This window comes from Fervidicoccus fontis Kam940 (assembly GCF_000258425.1).
GTDB classification, from domain to species: Archaea; Thermoproteota; Thermoprotei_A; order Sulfolobales; family Fervidicoccaceae; genus Fervidicoccus; species Fervidicoccus fontis.
Genome location: NC_017461.1, coordinates 1,297,955 through 1,319,206, shown reverse-complemented (window position 1 = coordinate 1,319,206; position 21,252 = coordinate 1,297,955). Strand labels below are relative to the sequence as shown.

The following is a 21,252-nucleotide window of genomic DNA, read 5'->3' as shown; positions in this document are numbered from 1 at the left end:
CTTTCAATTCTATCTGAGAGATTCTGCACGATTTTTTGAGCTCATTTGTATAATTTATAATTTGGTATTATAATAAAAACTTTTCGGTCCAATTGCAAAAATTGCAAGATCTGATATATTTTTCCCCATTTTTTCTAGGAAATTGTAATAAAAAATATATAATAGAAATATGTTTAATTTATCCTTTAGTTTAAAATCAGCTTTGTTCCCAACTATGCGAAATTTCATCCATAAAATTCATTCACAAATTTTTATTTATAAAGGATTTAAATACTTCCCAAAATAAAAAGGGAAATGGTGATAAATTGTGGAAAGGTGCTTCATAATAAACATAGGCTTCCATGCAGATGTGGGATTGAGGAGAATAACTGACAGCTCTATAAAACCCGGAGAGAAGATCATCCTAATAAGCGGTCCAGAAAACCCTTCTTCAGGCAAAGCGCTAAGTGAGTTCAAGCTCTTTGCTACTAAAGCTGGTATTAAGGAAAGCGATATAAAGGTTCTTCACCTGGACTTAGATAAGCCATGGGAGAGCGCGGTTAAGCTTGCAGACCTTATCTCAAAAGAGTGTAGCGAAGGTGAGCTGGTCCTTGAGCTTGGAGGGGGGATGAGAGGCACCGCTGTGCTAATTCTCCTCTCTGCAATCGCTTCTGGAAAAAGGGTCTCAATAGAGACCACCATAGAGGGAAGTCCACAATCTCTAAGAATACCTTGGGGGTTCTTGAGGTTCGTTATAAGCGGAATAGGCAGCAGGGATGGAGACATACTTGAGGCTCTTTACAACAATAGGGGATCGACCCCAAAGGACATCTCGCGCATACTAAACATAGGAGAGAAGACTATTGTAAATAGGATCACTAAACTTAAAAAGATGGGATTCATAGAGAAGAGGGGGAGAGGCCTTCCAAGCTTAACGCCATGGGGTGAAGCAGCCGCAATGCTCAACAGTATCTTGAAAGATAGGAAGGAAAAGCAAATTGAAAGTTGATTTAAAAGCTCTCGCTATTAGCTCAAGCCTAGACAAGCTGTTTTGAGTTTCATAAAAGTTTATACTTTGATGTTAATGTTATTTCTTCGCTATTTATAAATCTCTCCGCATTTGAATTCTAGAGTTGAGCTGCTCTGTGAAGGGAAAAGAGCTCTTCCAGAGAGCAGCGATAAGAAGATTGTAGAATTTCTTTGGATGCTTCGCGATAAAATCTATAGAGCCCTCAGATGCTTTAGGATATTGTTGCATGCATAAACATGTTCTCCAAATACCTTGCTCTCGAAAGCCTTTAAGCCATATGCAGAACCAAGAAGGGATGCAGGAAATTAAAAATGAGGGGATGAGATTAATCTATGAACTTATATGAGACCTGAACCCCGTAAAAGTGAGCTATTTTCAAATATGCGTCTTTCACTTCCCTCATTGCATTACCCTTCATAGAAAAAAATTTAAAGAGGCTCGAGTGAACATTTTTATCCCACGTTTTGGATATTGCTGATGGGGTGATCTTCTCTTGAGTGCTGAGGAAAAGCTTGCTAAGACGCTTATAGATGCAGGAGGGAAGGCGCTTTTCTTCACTGGGGCAGGAGCTAGCACTGAGAGCGGGGTTCCCGACTTCCGTGGCCCTCAAGGATTGTGGAAAAGGATACCTCCGGAGGTCTTCGACATAGACCTCTTCTACAGAGATCCTGAGTATTCCTGGAGAATTTATGCTGAATACGTGTACTCTCAGATTTCTAGAGCGTCTCCTAACAGAGCGCACATTGTAATAGCAGAACTGGAATCTTTAGGACTTGTTGAAGCGGTAATAACCCAGAACATAGATAAGCTCCACCAGAAGGCCGGGAGCAAAAAGGTTATAGAGCTCCACGGAACATATGATAAAGTTCAGTGCTTGAGGTGTGGATTTCACGGAGATATAAAGGATTTCATTGAGGATTTTATTAGGGAGAAGAGGGTACCTAGATGTCCGAAGTGCGGCAGGATTTTGAAGCCAGCTGTAGTTTACTTTGGAGAGCCCCTTCCGAGCGAGGAACTTTCATCCGCATTCTCCCTTGCAAAAAGCTCCAAGCTCATCATTGTCGTCGGATCGAGCCTTTCGGTGTATCCGGCAGCTCTTATACCTGAGATCGCTTTGGATCACGGAGCCAAGCTATTTATAATAAATGAAAGCCCGACGCATCTAGATAAAGATGCGGAGCTCGTTGTTAGGGAAAAAGCAGGAACTTTTCTAGAAAAAGTTTCAAATGCGGTTGAGGAAATGATGAAAAGCAGTAAGCAGAAAGATGAAAGCCTATGGTAAAAACTTATAACTGTTTCCGCCTTTTAAAACTTGTTGGTGAATAATTAGTGCTCGCTGATTTCTTGGGAATTGTTGGAATGCTGCTCATATCATTCGCATGGGTTACCACAATAAAGAATATCCCTCCCAGATCTCTGAGTGGAATATACTCGGCTGGAAGCTTCTTCCTCTTCCTCTATGCACTTTTCAGCAGAGAGGTGCTCTTCGCTATGGTAAACCTCTTCGCCGTCTCAGTGAGCCTCTATCAGTTCCTCGCATCTTTCAAGAAAGAAGAATACTCTCAACATAAAAAAGAAAGTTCCCAGGAAAGCGCTTTAGAGCTAAAGAGTAGCCCTCATGATTGAATCTGAAAAATATTTGGTGGTAAGAATAAAATAGGAGATGAGGCCTTCAGCTCTGGCATTTGAAGATTTTTTCCTCTATCTTCTCGGGCTTGAATCGTATTCCCTTCCTCCTATTCTAATCGTGATCCCGCTGCAATAGGATGCCAGATTCAGCATGAAGCCTGTGCGTCCTCTGCGCATGCTCTACTCTCCTCTATAAGTTCAGAAGGTTCGAGAAACATCACATCGTCTTTGAGCACTGTTGCATGTATAGAGCGAGCCTCCAGTAGGAGCTTATGAAGCAGACCCTTATCTTCTTGCTGATCAAATTTTTGAGGAAGTTGATGATCTCTTGATCCCCTCTTCTGTACTCACTCATAAAAGGAACAGATTTGTCGAAAGCTGCTTCCCGATCAATGCACTGCTAAGGGAGGAAAAATAGCTTTCTCTCCGCCTTTCACATCTCCCTTCCTCTCTACAGGATGATAGCATTTCCTTCTTCCAAGCAGATCCTCCTGAAGGAGCAGTACGAGCACTTCGCATTTCTAAGAGGTGGGGGAGGCCTGCTGCTCTCCCGCAGAGCAAGCAACTTTCTAACCAGCCATGCCCCCTCCTGTGGAGGCTCCCGCTGTACTCGGCGCTCCATTCGATCCTCCTCCCAACATAGAGCACGAGCTGTCTCACTCCACCCGCGGATTCCTGGACGAGCCAACCATACGCTATCAGCTGGTCTTCAAAGTCTCTGCATTCCTCTTCTCCCTCTCGAAAGTCTCGGATATAATTGAAAGCAGAACCCTCGAAGAGAGTTCCAGCGGGTTCGAGAAAAGCTTAAAAAACCTTTTAACTTAATAATATTAAATGTTCTGAAGTAGGGCCGGGGTAGCTCAGCGGGTAGAGCGCCGGGCTGTTAACCCGGTGGTCGGAGGTTCGAGCCCTCCCCCCGGCGCCTCTGACTTTTCCCCTTATTAAAAAACATGAGATGCTTTAAAATGATCGCGAAGATCGGAATCGCGGCCCACAGCTCTATTTCCAGCGAAGATCACAGGAAAAAGGCAATTGAGTTTGTAGATGAAGTTTATCAAAGGAGTGTTAGCGAGGGGATTGAGGTCTATCTTCTCTTGGGAGGGTACTGGGGAATAATGAAGGTCGCCGTAGATGAAGCGATAAGGAAGGGCTTAAAGGTGATCCTCTTCCCCCCTCTTGAGAGGGAGAGCGATGTGGACTACCCGAAGGAGGCAATATTGATAAGGACCGGGATGAGCATGAGGGGAAGGAGCATTCCCTTCGTCAGATCTTCAGAAGTTTTGGCAGTACTAGGAGGATCTTCGGGAACGTTTTTGGAGGCGATCGTAGCATACGCTGAGGGGATCCCTGTATTCGTCCTCAGCAATCTAGGACTTCCAACAGATGAGCTGAAAGCGCTATCTCCATATATAGATGAAAGAAGAAGCACCGAAATAAAAATATTTGAAGAACCTAAAAAAATGGTGGATGGAATATTTGAGCATTTGAGATCAAAAAACTTTAGCTTGAAATTTTTCAGTAGTCCAGCAGCGGCTCAGCCTCGACGTTGCTAAGCCTAAAAGTCTTGTGCTTCACTACCTTCTTCGGGTTGAGCTTCTCAACTACGAAGTCGAAAGCAGCTTCTGGATGAGTGTGAGGGCCGCATGTATAGATGTCAAGAGTGGCGTACCTGTACTCGGTCCACGTGTGGATTGCTAGGTGGCTCTCGAGGACTAGAATTAGAACGCTCACTCCTCCCTTCTTTCCTGGGAAGGACCAGCTGCGCACATCAAATAAAGTTGCGTTCGCCTTCTTCACAGCTTCAAGCATTATGTTCCTTATGTACTCCTCATCACCCAATATCTTCGGATCCATGTCGTAGAGATTCCCGTATACGTGCTTTCCAACTACCATATCCTGCAGATCTATTGTTTTAATATTACTTTTTTCCTCTGCCTGTTCCATCTCTCCCAAACCTTTATTGATCAGTCTTTAATACGCTATAGGGATTTTTAAAGTTATTCATCGGATTTTCCGCTTTTCTACCAATTTAATATTACGGATATCGTAATATGCCACGTAATTCCCCTCTATCCTCCTCTCACCCTCAACCTCAAGCCTCTTCTTCATGAGCGGAGCGTCCAGAACGAGGGTCTCAGCCTCTCCACCCTCAAAAGCGGGATTGAAGCCGTACTTCTCAGCTAGCGAAATTATCCTGAGGGTGTCCTCATATGTTATCGTCTTTCCCAGAAGGTCAAAAGGGAGGCCGAATGAGGAGATTTTTACAATAATGTACTCAAATCCTCCCTCTATCAGCCACTTCATGTACTCCTTCTGATCCTTCCTCCAGAGAGGGTTGAGGGTTTTGAGACCGAGCTCCTCAGCGACGATTGAATATCTGATTCTCTGGTAGTCTGAAGCGAGAGCTCCGCTCACAACGTACTCTATCCCCTCACTTTTGCACTCTGAGAGAAGATTTCTCAGATCCTCCATTTCATCGCCGCTCCCCTCTAGGAGGAGTAGAGGAATTCCGTATGCCTCTTCGAAGACCTTGAGAAACCTCGTCGCCGGGTAATGAAATAGCATAGAGTCCTCTTCTTTTGGCGCTATTGAGCAGAAGGAGGAGATCTCGAATCCCATGAGGTAGGCGAGGTGCATCGCGAAGCTGCTGTCCTTTCCACCAGAAAAGAGAACACCTGCTCTCGTCTCAGACGACCTTCACGGCTTGCTTCTCTCCCTGAACCTGGGGAATGGTATTGCATCTCTGATGTGCTCCAGCCCAGCCACCCACATTACCAATCTCTCTATTCCGAGCCCGTATCCGCTATGAGGGACGCTCCCATATTTCCTCAGATCTAGGTACCAGTAGTAGTCCTTAGGATCGTATCCCTGCTCTACGATCCTTTTAAGAAGAACGTCGTAGCTGTCCTCCCTCTGGCTCCCCCCTATTATCTCTCCATAACCTTCAGGAGCTAAGAGGTCAAATCCCTTTACAACCCTCTCATCATTCTCATCAACCTTCATGTAGAACGGCTTTATAGTCTTCGGGAAGTGCGTGACGAAGAAGGGCCTGTCGAATAGCTTCGTGAGCATAGCCTCCTCATCCGCGCCGTAATCATTGCCCCACTCTATGTTGACGCCATTCTGCTTGAGAAATTCGATTGCTTTAGTGTAGGTGATCCTCTCAAACGGGGCCTTTACCCTCTTCAAGCTCTCTATATCCCTCCCGAGGTCTTCAAGCTCCTTCTGCCTCTCATCGATCAGGTTCTGAACTACGTATTCAACAGTCCTCTCAGTGAATTTCATCAGCTCCTCCATGTCCATCCAGGCTCCCTCTATCTCGAAGTGGTAGTACTCGGAGAGGTGCCTCCTCGTCCTCGACTTCTCCGCCCTAAAGCTCGGAGTCAGCGCAAAAACTTTCTCAAGGGAATAGATCAGGACCTCTAAATAGAACTGGGCGCTCTGGCTCAAGTACGCAGGCTCCCCGAAGTAGTCAACCTTGAACAGGGTTGCCCCACCTTCTACTGCGGAGGAAGTAATTATCGGAGGCGTGACCTCCCACCACCCCTCCTGCGTGTGGAACTCCCTCAGAAGCTTGAGCGCCGTGTGCTTTACCTTCATTACGTTTGTCAGATATGTGCTCCTGAGCCAAAGATGCCTGTTGTCCAATAGGAACTCCACTCCCTCATATCCCTTTATCGGGAAGTCATCAGCGAAGCCGACGACCTTCCCTTCACTGACATACATTTCCTTTCCTCCCGGTGCCCTTTCATCCGTCCTGAGCTTCCCTGAAACTACTACGCTGCTTTCCCTCTTCGCCCCTTCAAACTCATTGAACTTCTCCTTTCCAACAACTCCCTCTTCTATTACGCACTGAATGACTCCAGAGGAGTCTCTCACTCTTATGAATATCTTCTTCCCTACCTGGAACTTCCTGTGTATCCAACCTCTTATCGAGACCTCACTTCCATCCTCCATCGAGAAGAGGTCACTTATCTTATAAAAGCGCATTACTTTCCACCTTTCGGCATGAATTAAATATAATTTAAGAGGTCTCTATTTTTAAGCTTTCCATTTTCTATCGAATTCTACATCGAGAATATGATCCCCTGGTACTCCTCTCTCCTCGAGAACATCTTGTCTAGGAAGAGGTAATACCAATAAGATGACATGAACGAGAGCGAGAGGGCGATCGAGAGGATGAAAAGCGCGTTCCTCGCCTTCCTTCCCGCATAGAGCGCGAGTGGATAGGATCCTAAAGTCAAGAGAGAAAGTGCAGTTATGCCTAGCCCCCTCTTTAAGGAAATCTGCTCACCGCTGAAATTCGTGTAAATGAAGATGTGGACGAGAGATTGAAGGAGGTTCATGAAGACATATAAAAAGAGGAAGAAGTATGAAAGCGTGTAATAGGATGAGAGGTAGAAGAGGGCGGCGAGGAGGGAGGAGCCGGAAATGACAAACTGGAGCAGAAAGGCTGTGAATTTAAAGAGAAATCCGCATTTCTTCCTCATTTTTCCTCATTTCCCGCGATGAGCGTGAAGTACTGGTTCGGAGGAGAGGTCAGAGGATAATTGAGCTCTCCTGCATGAGCGGTAGTGTGGAGCCCGGACATCCTCCTCGCCTCTTCTAGCTCTTCATATCTTTCCCCTCCATAATAGCTCCTCCTCGGAAACGATGCGACTATCTCAACCTCTCCGCTCGAGGGAATGCTGATCTCTTTGAAGAGGCAGAGAGAGAAGGGGTTGACGACGACTTTCGACGCCTCTATCCTCCTCAATACGAGAGATGCCTTTCCCACGCTCAGAGTATTTATAACAACCGTATCCCATCTCGAGCCCTCAATATTTTCCAAGCTTACAGTTCTCCTACCCTCCTTTAAGAACTTCCTGTCGTCTATTCCCGTAAAGACAGCCCCCTCCAAAACGTGAGAGAGAAGGAGCGTCTGGAGCCCCTCCCCCCCAACCACCAGCACTCTACCCTCGCTCGTCCTCTCGATCTCAAGGATCAGATCGTAAATGAAGAAGAACTCCTTGGCCTCGAGCCCCCTCGGGGGGACCTTCGCGCATTTTGAAGGGAAGGTCGTATGGAAGTAGCCGACCCCCTCCCTAGAGATGATAGGAAAGCAGTCGCACGAGTTGGGGTACGTTGAGAACTCAGGCGACCCGCTCAACTCCTTAGACTCAAGAGCCCTTCCGTAAGCAAATGTCCCGAGAGTACCCCTCGCTTTTGCTAACAAGTACCCCTTCATGCACATGTGGTCAATGGGAGTAAGGAGTATCCTTTCAGCTTTGATCAGTACATCATCCTCTCTGGTGAGAAGAGGAGGAATGGGGGAATCTTCCAGCACGACTCCACCGTATTCATTCGCTATCCTCTTCGTGAGCTTCATTCCTCTCCTCCCCCTTCCCTCCTCTTTCCTTCACGCTCAGAACTCTTTCCAGAATCTCCTCGGGGACCTTAAAGACCTTCCTTGCGATGACGTAAATGTACTTGTCGTCCGGCATGTTCATTCCCAAGTTCACGCTCAAGTTCATCGCCTGCTTTGTAGCCTCCTTTTCAACCCTGCTCTTTATCTCACCTATCGTTATCTTCTCTGCAATTTTGAAGCCTATGTAGAACCTGGCGAAGTTGCTCACATCCTTCTCGCACTCAGGAAGAGCCCTTTTTATCGCAGAAAAGAGATCGAGCAGCTCCTTCTCCTCAGCGAAGCCGAAGATAACCTTCGTGAACGCTATCCTCAGCATTCTGGCCACATCGTTGCTCGATGGTATACCGCCGAATATTCCGCTCACGATCTTCCTCTTCTCCTCATCTGATGCGTCGCTGGAGAGGACCTCTATAGCCCTCTCATATTCCATCTCCTTTGAAAAGACGCTCTCGAAAAATTCGGGATAGTCGTACATAACCCCCATGCCGTACTTCCCTATAACGTAAAGCGTCGCGAGCTCCTTATCGTAGATGTCAGAAGGAAGGGCTATCCCTCTGAACGGGGAGATCTTATTCTCTCTGTACTTCTTCCTGAGGAGCTCAGCCATCTCCTCCCTGCTTATTTCCCCTCTCTCGAGAGCCTCGCTCAGCACATCTATTGCGACGGAAACCTTCTTCCTGTAAACCTTCTTTCCCTTCTCCAAAATTTGGTTCACCTTGCCATGCAGTGTTATCTCGCGCGTTTACAAGAAACACTCTAATTTTAAAAAATAGATGTTATTAAAATTAAGTTCTAAAAAATGCTTTTTTATCTGAAAATAAAAATGCGGGCTATTTCTGAAGCCACTCTACTATATCAGCGTATGCCTCATTATCTCTCCTCTCTGTTATCTTCACCCTCACCTTATCGCCAACCGTACCGCCGCCGTTGACCCTAATCACAGTCCTGTTGTAGTACCCTACTCCTCTTCCCTTCTCATCTATATCCCTTATCTCGATCGTAATTTCGGATCCCGGTCTCAGCTTTTCCTGTGCTTGGTACTCTTCCGGCTTAGGAATTTTCGGGTAGACGCTCCACCTCGAGTAGTCTCTGGTGTATACTTCCTTGTGGTCTCTGTACTTAGTCATTCATTTATCACCAAGGCTTTATTAGAAGAAGACCTGATTTTTTCTTCTACATGATTTATTTTATTCATAATCTGCTGACCCAAACAAGTCCTATACAATTAAATCTAAAATTCTCATCACTCCTTAATTAACTTGTTGGATAGAGAATCTATGAGATCCACTATTCTGTAGAGGACCTTCAGCTCACCCTCAAACCTGCTCTCCATCTCCTTCATCGACTCGATAAGCGAGACGATGTTTTTCATTTCCTCAAAGACTATCTTTTTGAAGAGCCTTTTATCTATGTCGTCGAGCCTCCTCTTCCTCGAGATGGACTCGAGCGCTTCCAGCAATTTGCCCGGTTCTAGAGAGGCATACATCGCCTTAATGGAAATGTACTTCAAATCCTCTCCGCTCTTCTCCCTGCTACTCTTTCCAGAAGAGAGGAGGATGCTCTCCACGGCCTTTCTATCTGTGAAGTTCCACCAGTGCTGGTTTCCGGACTTATATGTAGTCTCGATTATTAAGTAGTCCCTCTCCATGATCCTGAGAAGGATGTTCGGGTTGTACTTTACTTCCATTTCTGTGAGCTTTTCCTTCAACCCTTTAAAGTCGAAGTCCCCGAACCTGAATCCGTTGCCATTCGCATCGAGCTCCTCTGCCCTCTTCAATGCAGCAAGCATGACCTCCTCTGCCTTCGAGCCGTAGTTCAAAAGCAACATCTTAACTCTATCGTATACGCTTCCAACGACGGTCTTTTCTTCCTGCTCGATCAAAAACCACACCTAAAATTGGGCTGAGCAATTTAAAATGAGATCGCCTTTTAATAAAAAGTTATTTGAGAATTTCAAAAAGTTGCCTTATAAGAGTAATACCAGGTTCACCTATGACGGAATTACAGCTGAAAGCCTCGCCTTTTAAGGCAGGAAGGAGGTCAGAGATAACCGGATCCTCTCAAAAATGAGAGGATGTAGACCACTATTAGAACTAAGCTTATGACCATCGCCACGATGAGGAGGGATTTCGTTATATTCTTGCTGCTCCCGAATATGATAGGGATCGGGCCTATAAATATGATCCCTCCTCCCTGAACTTCTGAGCTGCTGCTTGGAGATTTCATGAACATGTAGAGGAAGGCTCCCATTATGACTATTATCCCGATGAAAACCAAAAGGAATCCTATAGAAAGGAGGGATCTCTCGTCTATCATGGACACCACCTTAATATTTATTTGAACATGAGGTTAAATTATTTACCTCTCTTTAAAGAGGGAAAACCTCGGTTCGCTGTACTTCCACTTAATTGATATTGCTCCCTCAGGGCAGATTATCGCACAGGAGTAGCAAGCTATGCAGTTTTCACTGTCTACCCTCACCTTCCCATCCTCAATGCTTATCGCGCCTACTGGGCAGAGCTCTTCGCATTTCTTGCATAGTGTGCACTTTTCCTGATCAACGATTACCTCCTCTTTCAACTTCTCAAAAACCGCCCCTACTGCATATTTAACTTCCTCTTTATCGACCACCTTAACTTATCAACCCTCACCGAAATTGGAACTCTTCTGTGGATGAGTTCAACCCTTCCCACTTTTATAGATGAGAAAAGGGAGTAATAAAGATCTTCGGAGCTTTCTAAGCTAACGATCATTCTGAAAATCCCTATGTTTTTCAAAGTATGCGCATCGCTCGATGCCATGCATGGAATAGAGTGCTCTCTCGCGAACCTATAAGCTTTGCTGTTAGTGAGGAAGAGGCTGTTTGAGTTGAAGCACTCTATCGCATCAATTTTTTCCCAAAGCCTGTGCAGATCCCCCATGGAGATGCCATTTCTGAAGATGTCGAAAGGATGGGCAAATGCCAAAAAGCAGCTGTTTTCTCTAGCTCTATCGTAAAGCTCGAGGAATGGCATCCCCTTCCTTATTTCAATCGGCTCCCTGCAGTAGACTAGGGTATCGCCGACGTCCGTCCTTACCTCGCTCCCCATTACGACGTGAATTCCGATCCCCTTTTCCTTCGCGACCTTTGAAGCATGGAAAGAGCCCTGAAACGTGTTGTGATCCGTTATAGACACAGCATTTAGCCCTATCCTTTCAGCATGGAGAAGAATGGACTCGACGTCGCTCTCGCCATCGCTGAAGTTGGAATGCATGTGCATGTCAACGCTGAGCCGCACCCTTTCCATGATCTGCCATCTCCCTGCCTATATTCTGCCTCAATCGAGTCTCAATTAAATTCTTAACTGATGAAGCACTAATATATGCTTCGATCAGAGAGGATTCATCTGCATAGCAATATATATTTGCATTGCGATATGATACTTGGTGGCAAAAATGGAACACGGATTTGGAAAGCTTGATAAGCTTAAAGTTTTTGTGCTCGCAGAAGACAGCGTATTGTACAACACTCCTTACTTGGCTCAGCATGGAGTTTCATTTTTCGTCCAGACATATTCAGGAAGCGAGAGGGCAAATGTTTTGGTGGACGTCGGTCAGAACACGTATGCATTGATGCACAATATGGAGCTTATGAATATAGACTCCTCAACAATTGATGCGATCGTCCTTACCCACTGCCACTACGATCACACCAGGGGGATCGCTGAGGTGCTCAGGAAGATTGGGAAGAGGGATCTCCCAGTCATAGCTCATCCGGACATCTTCAGGCTTAATCTGAGCAATGACCCAGTTTTGAGGCATGTGGGAATGACCCTTGAAGATTCTAGGGAGAAAATTGAGGAAAGCGGTGGAAGGCTGATTTTAGCGAGGGATCCGTTGATGGTATTCCCGGGGCTCATAACAACGGGAGAGGTGAGGAGGCAGACGGATTTTGAGGGAAGGGGATACAGGCTCTTCACAGTTACTGATAATGGTGGGGTTGTCGAGGATAGGATGATGGACGACATCTCGGTAGTAGGAATAACAAATAGCGGGATCGTTATATTGACTGGGTGCAGCCATGCGGGCATAGTGAACATAATTAAGCATTCAGCTGAGCTTGCAAAGGAGGATAGGGTTCTCGCAGTTATAGGGGGGTTCCACCTAATTGATGCGTCTGATGAGAGGATAGAGAAGACGGTGAGAGCTCTCTCGCAAATGAAAATAGACAGGATATATGCAGGACACTGCACTGGCTTTAAGGCTCAGGTCGAGCTCTATAGGGAATTCGGAGAGAGGTTCTCCCCTCTCCACACTGGAATGTCATTCGAATTCTGATTTTAAAAGACGCATCGCCATGCGTGACAAAGCGGAAGAGTATAAATATTTAATATGCTTTTTTACAAATCATTTTTTAAAAGTATGGAGAGAGTGGACTGGTTGTCATCTAACGAGGGGACTATTGTAGGACGGGGCTTCATAATAAGGAATGTAAAGAAAGAGGACCTTCCGAAGGTCATATACATAAACGAGGTGACCCTCCCTGAAAACTATCCGGAGTACTTCTATGAATACCATCTAGATAACTGGGGGAGGGCATTTTTCCTCGCCGAGGTCGACGGGAGGGCGGTCGGCTATATAATGAATAGGATCGAAACCGTAATGGGACTGAGCAGGAGCTTCTTCCAGAAAAAGGGGCACGTGGTTTCTATAGCGGTCCTTGAAGGATACAGGAGGAGGGGGATAGGAGAAGCTCTTATGAGGGCTGGAATGAAGAGCATGAAGGATGTCTACGGGGCGAAGAGCGTCTACCTTGAGGTTAGGGTCTCCAATGATCCCGCCATAAAGCTCTACGAAAAGCTCGGATTCAAAAAGGTGAGGGTGATTGAGGGCTATTACAGCGACGGAGAGAATGCGTATGTGATGGAGAGAGAGCTATAATTCCACGACTTCAACTCTGTTCTCAGGTATCTCGAGGATCACTGCAGTAGCTTTCTGAGTAAGTGCGCCGCTGGCCTCCCCAGGATTTATTAAAAGCGCTCTTTCCATCTGGGAAATTCTCAATGAATGCGTGTGTCCGAAAAGAACATAGTCATATTTTCCGGACCTCGCGACCGCCTCAGCTATTTCGGAAGTCAGCTCAGGAGAGCCGAAGCCGTGCATTAGGAAGAATCTCCTTCCTCCTATGCTGACCGGATTTACGGACTCAGCGACTTCAATCCCCATCCTCATCGCCATTTTCGTGAGAACGACCCTGTCCCCGTCATTGTTCCCGAAAACAGCATATCCTCTATTCTGATAGCTTGAAAATATGCTCTTAAAAGCGAAGGGAGAGGAGAAGTCCCCGAGGTGGATGAGGAGCTCGACCTCGTGGCTTTTCATTATTTCGAGGAACATTGAAATATTTTTCATATTGTCATGGGTGTCTGAAATTATCCCGATCTTCATTTTAAAGCACCAAGCATCATAATGAAATAATTTATATCCATCCTTTTTAAAATAATTTTAGTACAGATCTCATTTTGTCTATTCCTCTTTCGCGATAGAGGTCGTCCAGCAGTTTGAAGAGTGGAACACGATGGAAGAAAGGCTCGAGCTTCTGAAGCAGGCTTTCAACAACACGAGCGTTAAGGTGATAGCTGTAAGCGACATAGATCAGACCGTACTCCCCAACGGTGCTGTACTTAAAGCGAAAAAGGGCGAAGAAGTGGAACTTCCGAGGTGGATAGCGAACTTTTTAGAGGAGAGGGGATTGGTGAAGAGAAAGTGGGATGAGATATCAGTTCAGGAGGTCTCGAAAATACACTACAGGGAAATGAGCAGGAGGGCGGTTAAAGATATAGAGCAGCTTCCGAGCAACTTCTACTGGCTCGTCCAAGAGTACCTCGACTACCTCGAGAAGAAGATCAGGAGTGAAGCGGATCCCAGCTTTATTGAAGACAGGCAGAACCTATTGGAGTTCTTGAGCGAAATTGTAGAAAAGAGGATGAGGGCGGTAATAACCTACGTCTTTTCATATGGTGACTACACCGAGATATCGCAGAAGCTAACGCAAGAGGAGATCATCCTGGCTGAGGAGTTGAAAAACCTATTAATCCAGTGGAAGAAGATCGTTATTGGTGGGAATGATAAAAAATGAGCAGCGCTGCTTCTACTAGCGAATTGGAAGAAGAGAAGGCAGGCTATGAAGACAGATTGAGGAAGTTTCTGAAGGAATTCTATACTAGGGAAAAGGAGTACAAGTACAAAGCTGAGATAAAAGAAATGGTAAATGAAGGAAGGAACTGGATGTATGTGGATTGGAATGACCTATATATTTATGACAGGCAGCTCGCAACTGCTCTCCAGAATAAGCCTGATGAGATGCTGAGCTACTTAAACGCGGCAATTTATTCCTCCGTCTTGGACTTCAGCCCCGATTATGCGGAGGAGAAAAAGGAGTTCTTCGCCAGGATAATTAACCTCCCCGAATCAGTTCCGATAAGGAGCATTAAGAGCGACTATATAAACAAGCTCATAATGATCGATGGCATCCTCGTGAGAGTGACTCCGATAAAGGAGAAGATGTTTAAAGCGAAGTTCAGGCACAATATAGAGGAGTGCAACCAGACCTTCTACTGGCCCCCTGCAGGGGAGGAGATAAAAGATGTTATAGAGCCTCCTCAGGTCTGCCCTATATGTGGAAAGCCGGGGAACCTGAGGCTGATATATGAGGAGAGCCAGTTCATCGACTACCAGAGGACCGTCGTCCAAGAGAGGCCGGAGGAGATACCCCCAGGCCAGATACCGAGGAGCATCGAGGTCGTTCTGACCAGGGATCTCGTGGATCAGGCTAGGCCTGGGGATAGAGTGAGCATTGTGGGAATTCTGAGGGTCGTGCCTTCTCAGTCAAAAATGAAGCCCATATATGACATAGTCCTCGATGCGAACAGCGTCCTCGTGAGCCAGAAGACGCTTGAGGAGGTCGAAATTACGAGGGAGGATGAGGAGAGAATACTGCAGCTTTCGAAAGATCCTTGGATAAGAAAGAAGATCGTGGCGAGCATCGCTCCAGCGATCTACGGGCATTGGGATGTCAAGGAGGCGATAGCGCTCGCCCTCTTCGGAGGCGTGCAGAAGGAGACCAAAGACAAGACCAGGATAAGGGGAGACATACACATCCTGCTCGTAGGAGACCCCGGGACGGCGAAGAGCCAGCTCCTCCAGTTCCTCAGCAGGATAGCTCCAAGAGCCGTCTACACTACGGGCAAGGGATCATCAGCGGCAGGGCTCACAGCCGCGGTCATAAGGGATAAAAAATCTGGAGATTTTTACCTTGAAGCTGGAGCGATGGTGCTCGCGGATGGAGGAGTAGCGCTTGTCGATGAGATAGACAAGATGAGGGAGGAAGATAGAGTTGCGATACATGAGGCTATGGAGCAGCAGACAGTGAGCATAGCAAAGGCTGGGATCGTCGCGAAGCTTAATGCGAGGGCTACAGTAATTGCGGCTGGCAATCCGAAATACGGGAGGTATGTTGAGGAGAGGTCCGTAGCGGACAACATAAACCTCCCCGTCACGATACTCAGCAGGTTCGATCTGATATTCATACTCAAGGACAAGCCCTCAGCAGAATACGACACCATGCTCGCATCTCACATGATCCACGTCCACAAGGAGGCCGAAAACGTAACTCCGGAGATCCCCGTAGACCTGCTGAAGAAGTACATAAGCTATGCTAAGAGGTACTACAGACCTGTGCTCACAGAGGAAGCAGGAAACCTGCTGAGGGACTTCTTCGTGGAAATGAGAAGGATAGGGAGCGAGTCGCAGTCAAACGTCGTTTCAATAACTCCCAGGCAGCTTGAAGCGCTTATAAGGCTAGCTGAAGCTCATGCGAAGATGGCGCTTAAAACGGAGGTCACTGAGGAAGATGCTCTGGAGGCGATAAGGCTCATGAAGGTCTTCATGCAGCAAGCTGGGCTAATGACTGAGAGCGGCGTCGTAGATATAGATGCTCTTATGGTCGGAAAGTCGAAGAGCAAGAGGGAGAAGATGATGCTCATAGAGGACACGATAAGGGACATACTGAACGAGACGGGCGAGAAGTGCGCCAGGATAAAGGATATAATGGAGAGGTTGAAGGGCGAGAACATATCGCAGAAGGAGCTCGAAGATCTCATTTCAAAGATGTATAAAGACGGGATCATCGTACAGGACAGATTTGGATGTTACAGCCTGGCTTGATAGCGTTAGAGGATAAGTGATCTTCATGGAAATTTCTGAAGCGCCTTTTCATCCTGTAGTTAAAAGGCTTTGTGCCATGAAGGGAATGAAGAGTTTTTACCCTCCGCAGGAGGAGGCCATCAGAAAGGGCATACTCGACGGGAAAAACGTACTCATGGTCACGCAGACCGCTTCAGGTAAGACTTTCCTGGCCGAGCTCATCGCCGTGAACAATGTTCTGAGCGGGAGGGGGAAAACCGTATATCTTACCCCTCTTAAAGCCCTCGCAATTGAAAAGTATAGCGACTTCATAGAATATGAGAGAATAGGAATAAGGACTATCGCGACTATGGGGGATTACGACTCCTCTGAGCCCATGCTTGAGAGGTATGACATAATTGTAGCTACATATGAGAAGATGGACAGCATCTTAAGGCACAGGCCTTCATGGCTCAGCAGGGTGTCTCTGGTAATAATTGACGAGATACATTACCTCGATGACGAGAAGAGGGGACCTGTGCTCGAGAGCTTGATAGCTAAACTGAAGAGCATGAAGAGCGACGCCCAAATACTCGGGCTCAGCGCTACGGTTGGGAACCCTGAGGAGATAAGCTCGTGGCTCGACGCTGAACTGGTTCTGAGCAGCTGGAGGCCGATTCCGCTGAAGGAGGGAGTTTACTATAGGGGGAAGATAAAGTTCAGCGATGGAGAGGAGAAGAAGATAAGCGAGCCTTTCTCAAGCCCCGTCTTGGATTTGATCAACGATGTTATAAGCGATGGAGGTCAGGCTATAGTCTTCGTGAACAGCAGGAGGAGGGCTGTTTCCCTTGCACAAACGGTTGCAAAGAGATTGAAGATGAATAAATCGAGCGAGGCGGAGGAGCTTTCAAAGCTCATTATAGAGTCGAGCGAGGTTCAATCGCTCAATGAAGTTCTGAGCGAAATGATCAAGAACAGGGTCTCATTCCACCATGCAGGATTGACGGTTGAGCAGAGGAGGATGATTGAGGAGGGCTTCAGGAAAGGTGCAATAAATGTAATTGTTGCAACTCCAACTCTCGCGGCTGGTGTGAACCTTCCTGCTAGGAGGGTCATAATAGAGAGCTCTGAGAGATATGTAGCTGGCGAGGGGAACTCTCCAATAAAGGTCCTAGAATACAAGCAGTTCGCTGGAAGGGCGGGGAGACCTGGATACGACGAATACGGAGAGGCTATACTCATTGCTGGGGATCCCGTTGAGGTCAGGGAGATGTTCTCTCAATATATTAATGGAAAGCCGGAGAGCATATATTCAAAAATGGGATCCTCCTCCGCTTTCAGATCCCACCTCCTTTCATACATCGCAACACTCGAAAAGCTGAGGCTTGAGGATATAAGGGGATTCGTAAAGAACACCCTCTACTCGAGGCAGATGAGCCAAGAGAGCGCCAAGAAGCTCCTTTCGGACTCCCTCAGGTTCCTCAAGGAGAAGGGGTTCATAGAAGAGGAAGGCAAGTACTACAAAGCTACAAGCTATGGAAAGTACGTCTCCGACCTCTATATAGATCCTCTCTCAGCCGAGCTCGTAAAGGAAGCGTTCTCAAAAAAGAAGAGGGCTACGGACTTCTCAATAATGCACATAATTGCCGCAACTCCGGACATGCCCAAGCTCAGCCTGAAAAAGAAGGAGTTTGCAAAGATCGACGCAGCATTCGTGGAACTCATCCCAGAAATACTCTTGGGATTGGAAGACAGAGATGTCTCATATGAGGATATCCTCTCCGAGGTAAAAACTGCGCTTTTCCTCTACGACTGGATCAATGAGGTTCCCGAGCAGGAAATATGCGAAAAATACGATCTAGGGCCTGGGGATGTCTACTCATTTATAGAGTCGGCGGCGTGGATAGCTTATGCGATTTACAAGCTATCCGACGTCCTCGAGCAGGCTAAGCAGTATTCTAAAAAGCTGGAGGCTTTAAGCTACAGAGTCAAGTACGGAATAAAGGAAGAGCTCTACGAGCTGGTATCAATTCCGGAGATAGGAAGGGTGAGAGCCAGGAACCTCTACAGCTCTGGCTTCAGGAGCATAGAAGATATAAGAAAGGCGAGTGTAAATGAACTCATGAGGGTTAGGGGAATAGGAGAAAGGCTCGCTTACAGAATTAAAGAATACGCTCTCAAGCACTCCGATTAATTTTAGATTCTATTTTTAAGTACCGGCCATGACGTGGGTGCAATCTTTCTCTCCTACAGGCCTGGCTTTAACGCTCCTGCCCTTGTATCCTATTATCTCCGCATCTAAAATGCACGGTCTATTGAAAGTTCCGCTGAGTTCCACAAGAAGCGGGTAAGTTCCTAGCTGCCTCGCATATGTCTTTCCGTTGGAGCTTTTCTCTACATAAAGATCCCTTAAAATGGTCCCCCTTGGTAGGATCCTCTTCAAAAACTTTACATCATAAACGTGCCTCACTATCCACTCAAACCTCTCCGCTTCTTCTTCATTCCTCTCGAGGTACTCCCTCCTCCACATCACCGAAAGCCTCGTGCCGGGTATGACCAAAACCTTCCTTATATTTATCCTCCTGACTGCAAAGCCATCTTCATATATCCTCTCGAGGAAGGAGATGTTCTTCTCGAAGCTCGCCTTGCGCTCGCCTGGAAGTCCTATTATGAAGTTCAGCCCCGGAAGCAGATGCGGCATGCCGTTGTCCCCCCTCAATAACCCTACTTCATTAACTGCCTTTACCGCTTCATAAGCTACTTCCTCATTAGAGTTCAGGTTATTTATCTCGGCTACTTCCTCGTCTAGGTTTTCAAGCCCGAAAGCCAAAATGTCTCCAGGAGTGTGATACTCTATCATTGCAAGCATAGCCTTCTTGCTTTCCTCCGGGTATTTGGCTATTACCGCTGGGTTTGAATTGTCTACATGGAGGACTGAGCCCTCAATAGCATCCCTAGCAAGTTGGAAAAAGCGCTCTATAAACTCTGGATTTGGCCTCGGTAATTCCTTCTCTCCAAGCTCTTTAGACCCGTAGACCAAAATATCTGACTGCCTTCCGAGCCTAAAAGCCCTAGCTCCCAATCTGTAGAGCTCTCTCATTTCAAGTATTACATCCTCAGGATTTCTTTGAACAGGCCTCCCATAAAGGGGCTCAATACAGAAGGAGCAACCTCCGCTTATCCATCTGCTACATCCCCTATACGTCTCAAGCTCCACTGTAAGGTTGTACCCGAAGTTGGGGTGCTGCGTGATTATTTTAGCTCCAAGCACTGCGAACCTCCTGACTTCGGAATAGTCCTTCCTCATCGCATATTCGCTCGCCCTGACCTCACCTTCTTTCAGCAACTGCTTCACATATTCCTCCGGATCCCCCCGAACAACCGCTGAAAAGATCGACTTAAAGTGCTCCGGAGAAGTGGCTATCTTCCCTCCCTCCTGTCCTATCCCAAACCTAGCAACAGGCCCTGCGAGGACCGTAAATGTGTTGCCTAAAAGCCTCCCGAGAAGCTTCAGCTCTTCAGCGCTTATGGGCTCTCCTCCGATGTACTTTCCAGGCACTACCACCCCCGCGACAATTGCAGTTAAATCGGAAGAATTTGCCTCCTTCACAAAAGAATCTACATCCTTTCTTACCTGATCTATTGTATAGTACCTCAAATCAGCATCAGGATCAATGCTCCACACTGCCCCCGCGATGTACCTGGGATAGACATCGATATACGGGGGCACTCCGAGACCTGCAGGCTCATCGGTATATCCGTCTAAGATAACTACTTTTCTGGCCATTCGCTCTCTTCCTCGCCCAAAAACTCCCTTATCCCCTTGTTCTTCGCATCAACCATCTTCTTTGCGACTTCTGGATTGATCCTGAAATCCTCCCTCTTCTTCTCTGTACCGGGACCTATCTCCATACCAATTCCGGGCTTTATGTACACTTCATGGGACGTGAGGTCATGATTTGTCTGTCTCATCTTTTCAACCAATACGTACCTCTTGAGAACGCCTCTTGAGAGTATCTTCTTAAAGCGTATTATCCCGTCTGCGATATGCTCGAGTCCAAAACCATATGCGAGGTCAGTTGTAACCGCATACTGAGATATCAGGTAGGCTGTTACATCCCATTTGTAGAGCACCCTTTTTATGTAATAGCTCATCTTCCTCGCCATGGCGGGCTTATCTATCCAAAACGCGCTCATGCTATCGATTACGAGCCTCGTTCTCCCGTATCCTAGAGCCTTTTTAGCCTCTATTACCTTGCTCACGAGCTCCTCGATATTTAGATCGTTGAGCGTCCACTCCTCTTCCTTGGACTTCATCAATGCATCTATAATTATCATCTTCTTCTCATTAAGCCCCTTTCTGAAGTTCATTCCGAACTGAGATGCCTGCTGAACTATGCTCTCCTTGCTCTCCTCAGTGGTTACATATATCACCCTATCGCTCTCCTTTATCCCCTCCCAAGCAAAGTGTATAGAGAATATGGTCTTGCCGGTGCCCGGCTCTCCAACTATGGAGATGAAAAAGCCCCTCGGTATTCCCCCCTCAATGAGCTCGTCGAAGCCTTTAACTCCAGTCTTCAATCTTTCCACAGCTGCCTGCTGTCCCGTTTCGCTCATGCCCTCTCATTTCCCTATTAATAATTAAAATTCACTCACCAATTTAATAATCTGCATCCCTACTTTAATTCTTTTACTAGATCTCTCGCCCTCCCCTCGGTCAGAAGGCACATTGATCTGTGCGATGAGGACGCGTCTCAATAGCTATAAAGCTTCAACCAAGAAGCCTCATTCATCGTTCAGAAAGTTGAGGAGGTCTGATAGTACGAGGACCTTCGGATTTAAATAATTTAGAGAGAGCATCCTGACCCTTCCGAACCTCCTCTCATATACTATTCCCATTTTCTTGAGCTCTTCCAAGTGAATAGAAACGGACTTGTGGTTTAGTCCAGTCTCCCTAGAAATCCTCGTGATGTTCACCTCTCCCAATTTGTATATAACCTTCAGTATCTTGACCTTCCCTATGCTTCCCACTATTTCCTCCACT

General features: G+C 46.6%; 25 protein-coding genes, 1 tRNA gene and 1 pseudogene. 10 read left to right on the top strand and 17 right to left on the bottom strand.

The features are described 5' to 3' along the window. Positions 1 to 307: 307 nt before the first annotated feature. The 3 genes from csa3 (at position 308) to FFONT_RS06930 (ending at position 2,635) form a co-directional block, all read left to right on the top strand. On the top strand, positions 308 to 988 hold the full coding sequence (gene csa3 / locus FFONT_RS06940) for a CRISPR-associated CARF protein Csa3 (protein ID WP_014558530.1): 681 nt from the start codon (positions 308 to 310) through the stop codon (positions 986 to 988). Between the two features lie 514 nt (positions 989 to 1,502). Continuing rightward, on the top strand, positions 1,503 to 2,291 hold the full coding sequence (locus FFONT_RS06935) for an NAD-dependent protein deacylase (protein WP_014558528.1): 789 nt from the start codon (positions 1,503 to 1,505) through the stop codon (positions 2,289 to 2,291). A 47-nt stretch (positions 2,292 to 2,338) separates the two neighbouring features. Continuing rightward, positions 2,339 to 2,635: a hypothetical protein gene (locus tag FFONT_RS06930; RefSeq protein ID WP_014558527.1), complete on the top strand. Its 297-nt coding sequence runs from the start codon at positions 2,339 to 2,341 to the stop codon at positions 2,633 to 2,635. A gap of 220 nt (positions 2,636 to 2,855) precedes the next feature. Here FFONT_RS06930 and FFONT_RS07035 read toward each other — a convergent pair whose 3' ends face one another. Both FFONT_RS07035 and FFONT_RS06925 read right to left on the bottom strand, forming a co-directional pair. Further along, positions 2,856 to 2,993, bottom strand: coding sequence for a hypothetical protein (locus FFONT_RS07035; protein ID WP_014558526.1), 138 nt, complete (start codon positions 2,991 to 2,993; stop codon positions 2,856 to 2,858). After that, a complete protein-coding gene (locus FFONT_RS06925) occupies positions 2,990 to 3,298 on the bottom strand; it encodes a hypothetical protein (RefSeq protein WP_148683796.1) in 309 nt (102 codons plus the stop codon). The genes FFONT_RS07035 and FFONT_RS06925 overlap by 4 nt, the downstream gene beginning before the upstream one ends. Positions 3,299 to 3,487: 189 nt before the next feature. Here FFONT_RS06925 and FFONT_RS06920 point away from each other — a divergent pair. Together FFONT_RS06920 and FFONT_RS06915 are read left to right on the top strand one after the other, a co-directional pair. Further along, positions 3,488 to 3,560: transfer RNA gene (locus tag FFONT_RS06920), tRNA-Asn, on the top strand. A 43-nt stretch (positions 3,561 to 3,603) separates the two neighbouring features. Next, positions 3,604 to 4,191 (top strand): SLOG cluster 4 domain-containing protein, encoded by a 588-nt coding sequence (locus tag FFONT_RS06915; protein ID WP_014558523.1) that lies wholly within the window; start codon positions 3,604 to 3,606, stop codon positions 4,189 to 4,191. Here FFONT_RS06915 and speD read toward each other — a convergent pair. The 11 genes and pseudogenes from speD to FFONT_RS06860 all read right to left on the bottom strand — a co-directional run bounded on the left by speD (position 4,154) and on the right by FFONT_RS06860 (position 11,332). Then, on the bottom strand, positions 4,154 to 4,582 hold the full coding sequence (gene speD, locus FFONT_RS06910; RefSeq protein WP_014558522.1) for an adenosylmethionine decarboxylase: 429 nt from the start codon (positions 4,580 to 4,582) through the stop codon (positions 4,154 to 4,156). The two genes, FFONT_RS06915 and speD, sit on opposite strands and share 38 nt — an antisense overlap. A gap of 57 nt (positions 4,583 to 4,639) precedes the next feature. After that, positions 4,640 to 5,308: pseudogene (locus tag FFONT_RS06905) on the bottom strand (diphthine--ammonia ligase); the annotation flags it as partial. Between the two features lie 27 nt (positions 5,309 to 5,335). After that, positions 5,336 to 6,628, bottom strand: coding sequence for an asparagine--tRNA ligase (asnS, locus tag FFONT_RS06900; protein ID WP_148683795.1), 1,293 nt, complete (start codon positions 6,626 to 6,628; stop codon positions 5,336 to 5,338). 77 nt (positions 6,629 to 6,705) lie between these two features. After that, entirely contained in the window at positions 6,706 to 7,128 is a 423-nt protein-coding gene (locus FFONT_RS06895; RefSeq protein ID WP_014558519.1) for a hypothetical protein, read from the bottom strand. Next, positions 7,125 to 8,006: a hypothetical protein gene (locus FFONT_RS06890; protein WP_014558518.1), complete on the bottom strand. Its 882-nt coding sequence runs from the start codon at positions 8,004 to 8,006 to the stop codon at positions 7,125 to 7,127. The genes FFONT_RS06895 and FFONT_RS06890 overlap by 4 nt, the downstream gene beginning before the upstream one ends. Beyond that, positions 7,978 to 8,748 (bottom strand): DUF2192 domain-containing protein, encoded by a 771-nt coding sequence (locus FFONT_RS06885; protein WP_158308343.1) that lies wholly within the window; start codon positions 8,746 to 8,748, stop codon positions 7,978 to 7,980. The genes FFONT_RS06890 and FFONT_RS06885 overlap by 29 nt, the downstream gene beginning before the upstream one ends. Before the next feature lie 127 nt (positions 8,749 to 8,875). Next, positions 8,876 to 9,172 carry a TRAM domain-containing protein gene (locus FFONT_RS06880; protein WP_014558516.1) on the bottom strand — a complete coding sequence of 99 codons (297 nt, stop codon included), beginning with the start codon at positions 9,170 to 9,172 and terminating at the stop codon, positions 8,876 to 8,878. A gap of 116 nt (positions 9,173 to 9,288) precedes the next feature. Then, complete coding sequence (locus tag FFONT_RS06875; protein WP_148683793.1) at positions 9,289 to 9,927, bottom strand: hypothetical protein; 639 nt, start codon at positions 9,925 to 9,927, stop codon at positions 9,289 to 9,291. A gap of 158 nt (positions 9,928 to 10,085) precedes the next feature. After that, on the bottom strand, positions 10,086 to 10,361 hold the full coding sequence (locus FFONT_RS06870) for a TIGR00304 family membrane protein (RefSeq protein ID WP_014558514.1): 276 nt from the start codon (positions 10,359 to 10,361) through the stop codon (positions 10,086 to 10,088). A 42-nt stretch (positions 10,362 to 10,403) separates the two neighbouring features. Beyond that, positions 10,404 to 10,676 (bottom strand): DUF362 domain-containing protein, encoded by a 273-nt coding sequence (locus FFONT_RS06865; protein ID WP_014558513.1) that lies wholly within the window; start codon positions 10,674 to 10,676, stop codon positions 10,404 to 10,406. After that, positions 10,643 to 11,332 (bottom strand): PHP domain-containing protein, encoded by a 690-nt coding sequence (locus tag FFONT_RS06860; RefSeq protein ID WP_014558512.1) that lies wholly within the window; start codon positions 11,330 to 11,332, stop codon positions 10,643 to 10,645. The genes FFONT_RS06865 and FFONT_RS06860 overlap by 34 nt, the downstream gene beginning before the upstream one ends. 148 nt (positions 11,333 to 11,480) lie before the next feature. On the opposite strand from FFONT_RS06860, the gene FFONT_RS06855 reads away from it, so the two are divergent. Next, complete coding sequence (locus FFONT_RS06855) at positions 11,481 to 12,362, top strand: MBL fold metallo-hydrolase (RefSeq protein WP_014558511.1); 882 nt, start codon at positions 11,481 to 11,483, stop codon at positions 12,360 to 12,362. Positions 12,363 to 12,446: 84 nt separating this feature from the next. After that, complete coding sequence (rimI, locus tag FFONT_RS06850) at positions 12,447 to 12,965, top strand: ribosomal protein S18-alanine N-acetyltransferase (protein WP_148683792.1); 519 nt, start codon at positions 12,447 to 12,449, stop codon at positions 12,963 to 12,965. Here rimI and FFONT_RS06845 read toward each other — a convergent pair. Beyond that, positions 12,960 to 13,472 carry a metallophosphoesterase gene (locus FFONT_RS06845; protein ID WP_014558509.1) on the bottom strand — a complete coding sequence of 171 codons (513 nt, stop codon included), beginning with the start codon at positions 13,470 to 13,472 and terminating at the stop codon, positions 12,960 to 12,962. The genes rimI and FFONT_RS06845 overlap by 6 nt on opposite strands. 130 nt (positions 13,473 to 13,602) lie before the next feature. Between FFONT_RS06845 and gins23 the strand changes: the two genes are divergently transcribed. The 3 genes from gins23 to FFONT_RS06830 are packed head-to-tail and all read left to right on the top strand — an operon-like array spanning position 13,603 to position 18,402. Further along, entirely contained in the window at positions 13,603 to 14,163 is a 561-nt protein-coding gene (gins23, locus tag FFONT_RS06840; RefSeq protein ID WP_014558508.1) for a DNA replication protein Gins23, read from the top strand. Beyond that, positions 14,160 to 16,250: a minichromosome maintenance protein MCM gene (gene mcm / locus FFONT_RS06835; RefSeq protein WP_014558507.1), complete on the top strand. Its 2,091-nt coding sequence runs from the start codon at positions 14,160 to 14,162 to the stop codon at positions 16,248 to 16,250. Before gins23 ends, mcm begins: the two co-directional genes overlap by 4 nt. Positions 16,251 to 16,275: 25 nt before the next feature. Next, the gene (locus FFONT_RS06830; RefSeq protein ID WP_014558506.1) at positions 16,276 to 18,402 is read left to right on the top strand and encodes a DEAD/DEAH box helicase; all 2,127 of its coding nucleotides are present in this window, start codon (positions 16,276 to 16,278) and stop codon (positions 18,400 to 18,402) included. A 15-nt stretch (positions 18,403 to 18,417) separates the two neighbouring features. Here FFONT_RS06830 and FFONT_RS06825 read toward each other — a convergent pair whose 3' ends face one another. From FFONT_RS06825 to FFONT_RS06815, 3 genes are all read right to left on the bottom strand, one after another. Further along, positions 18,418 to 19,995: a radical SAM protein gene (locus FFONT_RS06825; RefSeq protein WP_014558505.1), complete on the bottom strand. Its 1,578-nt coding sequence runs from the start codon at positions 19,993 to 19,995 to the stop codon at positions 18,418 to 18,420. Continuing rightward, positions 19,980 to 20,825, bottom strand: a complete 846-nt coding sequence (locus FFONT_RS06820) for a KaiC domain-containing protein (RefSeq protein WP_014558504.1) — start codon at positions 20,823 to 20,825, stop codon at positions 19,980 to 19,982. Before FFONT_RS06820 ends, FFONT_RS06825 begins: the two co-directional genes overlap by 16 nt. Before the next feature lie 168 nt (positions 20,826 to 20,993). Next, a complete protein-coding gene (locus FFONT_RS06815) occupies positions 20,994 to 21,251 on the bottom strand; it encodes a winged helix-turn-helix domain-containing protein (RefSeq protein WP_014558503.1) in 258 nt (85 codons plus the stop codon). Position 21,252 lies beyond the last annotated feature (1 nt).

Bases quoted from the DNA above. Each gene is read 5' to 3' on its own strand.
- FFONT_RS06860 (WP_014558512.1), bottom strand. From the start codon at position 11,332: ATGGAAAGGGTGCGGCTCAGCGTTGACATGCACATGCATTCCAACTTC.
- FFONT_RS06890 (WP_014558518.1), bottom strand. From the start codon at position 8,006: ATGAAGCTCACGAAGAGGATAGCGAATGAATACGGTGGAGTCGTGCTG.
- FFONT_RS06845 (WP_014558509.1), bottom strand. From the start codon at position 13,472: ATGAAGATCGGGATAATTTCAGACACCCATGACAATATGAAAAATATT.
- rimI (WP_148683792.1), top strand. From the start codon at position 12,447: ATGGAGAGAGTGGACTGGTTGTCATCTAACGAGGGGACTATTGTAGGA.
- FFONT_RS06870 (WP_014558514.1), bottom strand. From the start codon at position 10,361: ATGATAGACGAGAGATCCCTCCTTTCTATAGGATTCCTTTTGGTTTTC.
- FFONT_RS06895 (WP_014558519.1), bottom strand. From the start codon at position 7,128: ATGAGGAAGAAATGCGGATTTCTCTTTAAATTCACAGCCTTTCTGCTC.
- gins23 (WP_014558508.1), top strand. From the start codon at position 13,603: ATGGAAGAAAGGCTCGAGCTTCTGAAGCAGGCTTTCAACAACACGAGC.
- mcm (WP_014558507.1), top strand. From the start codon at position 14,160: ATGAGCAGCGCTGCTTCTACTAGCGAATTGGAAGAAGAGAAGGCAGGC.
- FFONT_RS06820 (WP_014558504.1), bottom strand. From the start codon at position 20,825: ATGAGCGAAACGGGACAGCAGGCAGCTGTGGAAAGATTGAAGACTGGA.
- FFONT_RS06915 (WP_014558523.1), top strand. From the start codon at position 3,604: ATGATCGCGAAGATCGGAATCGCGGCCCACAGCTCTATTTCCAGCGAA.
- FFONT_RS06825 (WP_014558505.1), bottom strand. From the start codon at position 19,995: ATGGCCAGAAAAGTAGTTATCTTAGACGGATATACCGATGAGCCTGCA.
- FFONT_RS07035 (WP_014558526.1), bottom strand. From the start codon at position 2,993: ATGAGTGAGTACAGAAGAGGGGATCAAGAGATCATCAACTTCCTCAAA.
- FFONT_RS06880 (WP_014558516.1), bottom strand. From the start codon at position 9,172: ATGACTAAGTACAGAGACCACAAGGAAGTATACACCAGAGACTACTCG.
- FFONT_RS06830 (WP_014558506.1), top strand. From the start codon at position 16,276: ATGGAAATTTCTGAAGCGCCTTTTCATCCTGTAGTTAAAAGGCTTTGT.
- speD (WP_014558522.1), bottom strand. From the start codon at position 4,582: ATGGAACAGGCAGAGGAAAAAAGTAATATTAAAACAATAGATCTGCAG.
- FFONT_RS06855 (WP_014558511.1), top strand. From the start codon at position 11,481: ATGGAACACGGATTTGGAAAGCTTGATAAGCTTAAAGTTTTTGTGCTC.
- asnS (WP_148683795.1), bottom strand. From the start codon at position 6,628: ATGCGCTTTTATAAGATAAGTGACCTCTTCTCGATGGAGGATGGAAGT.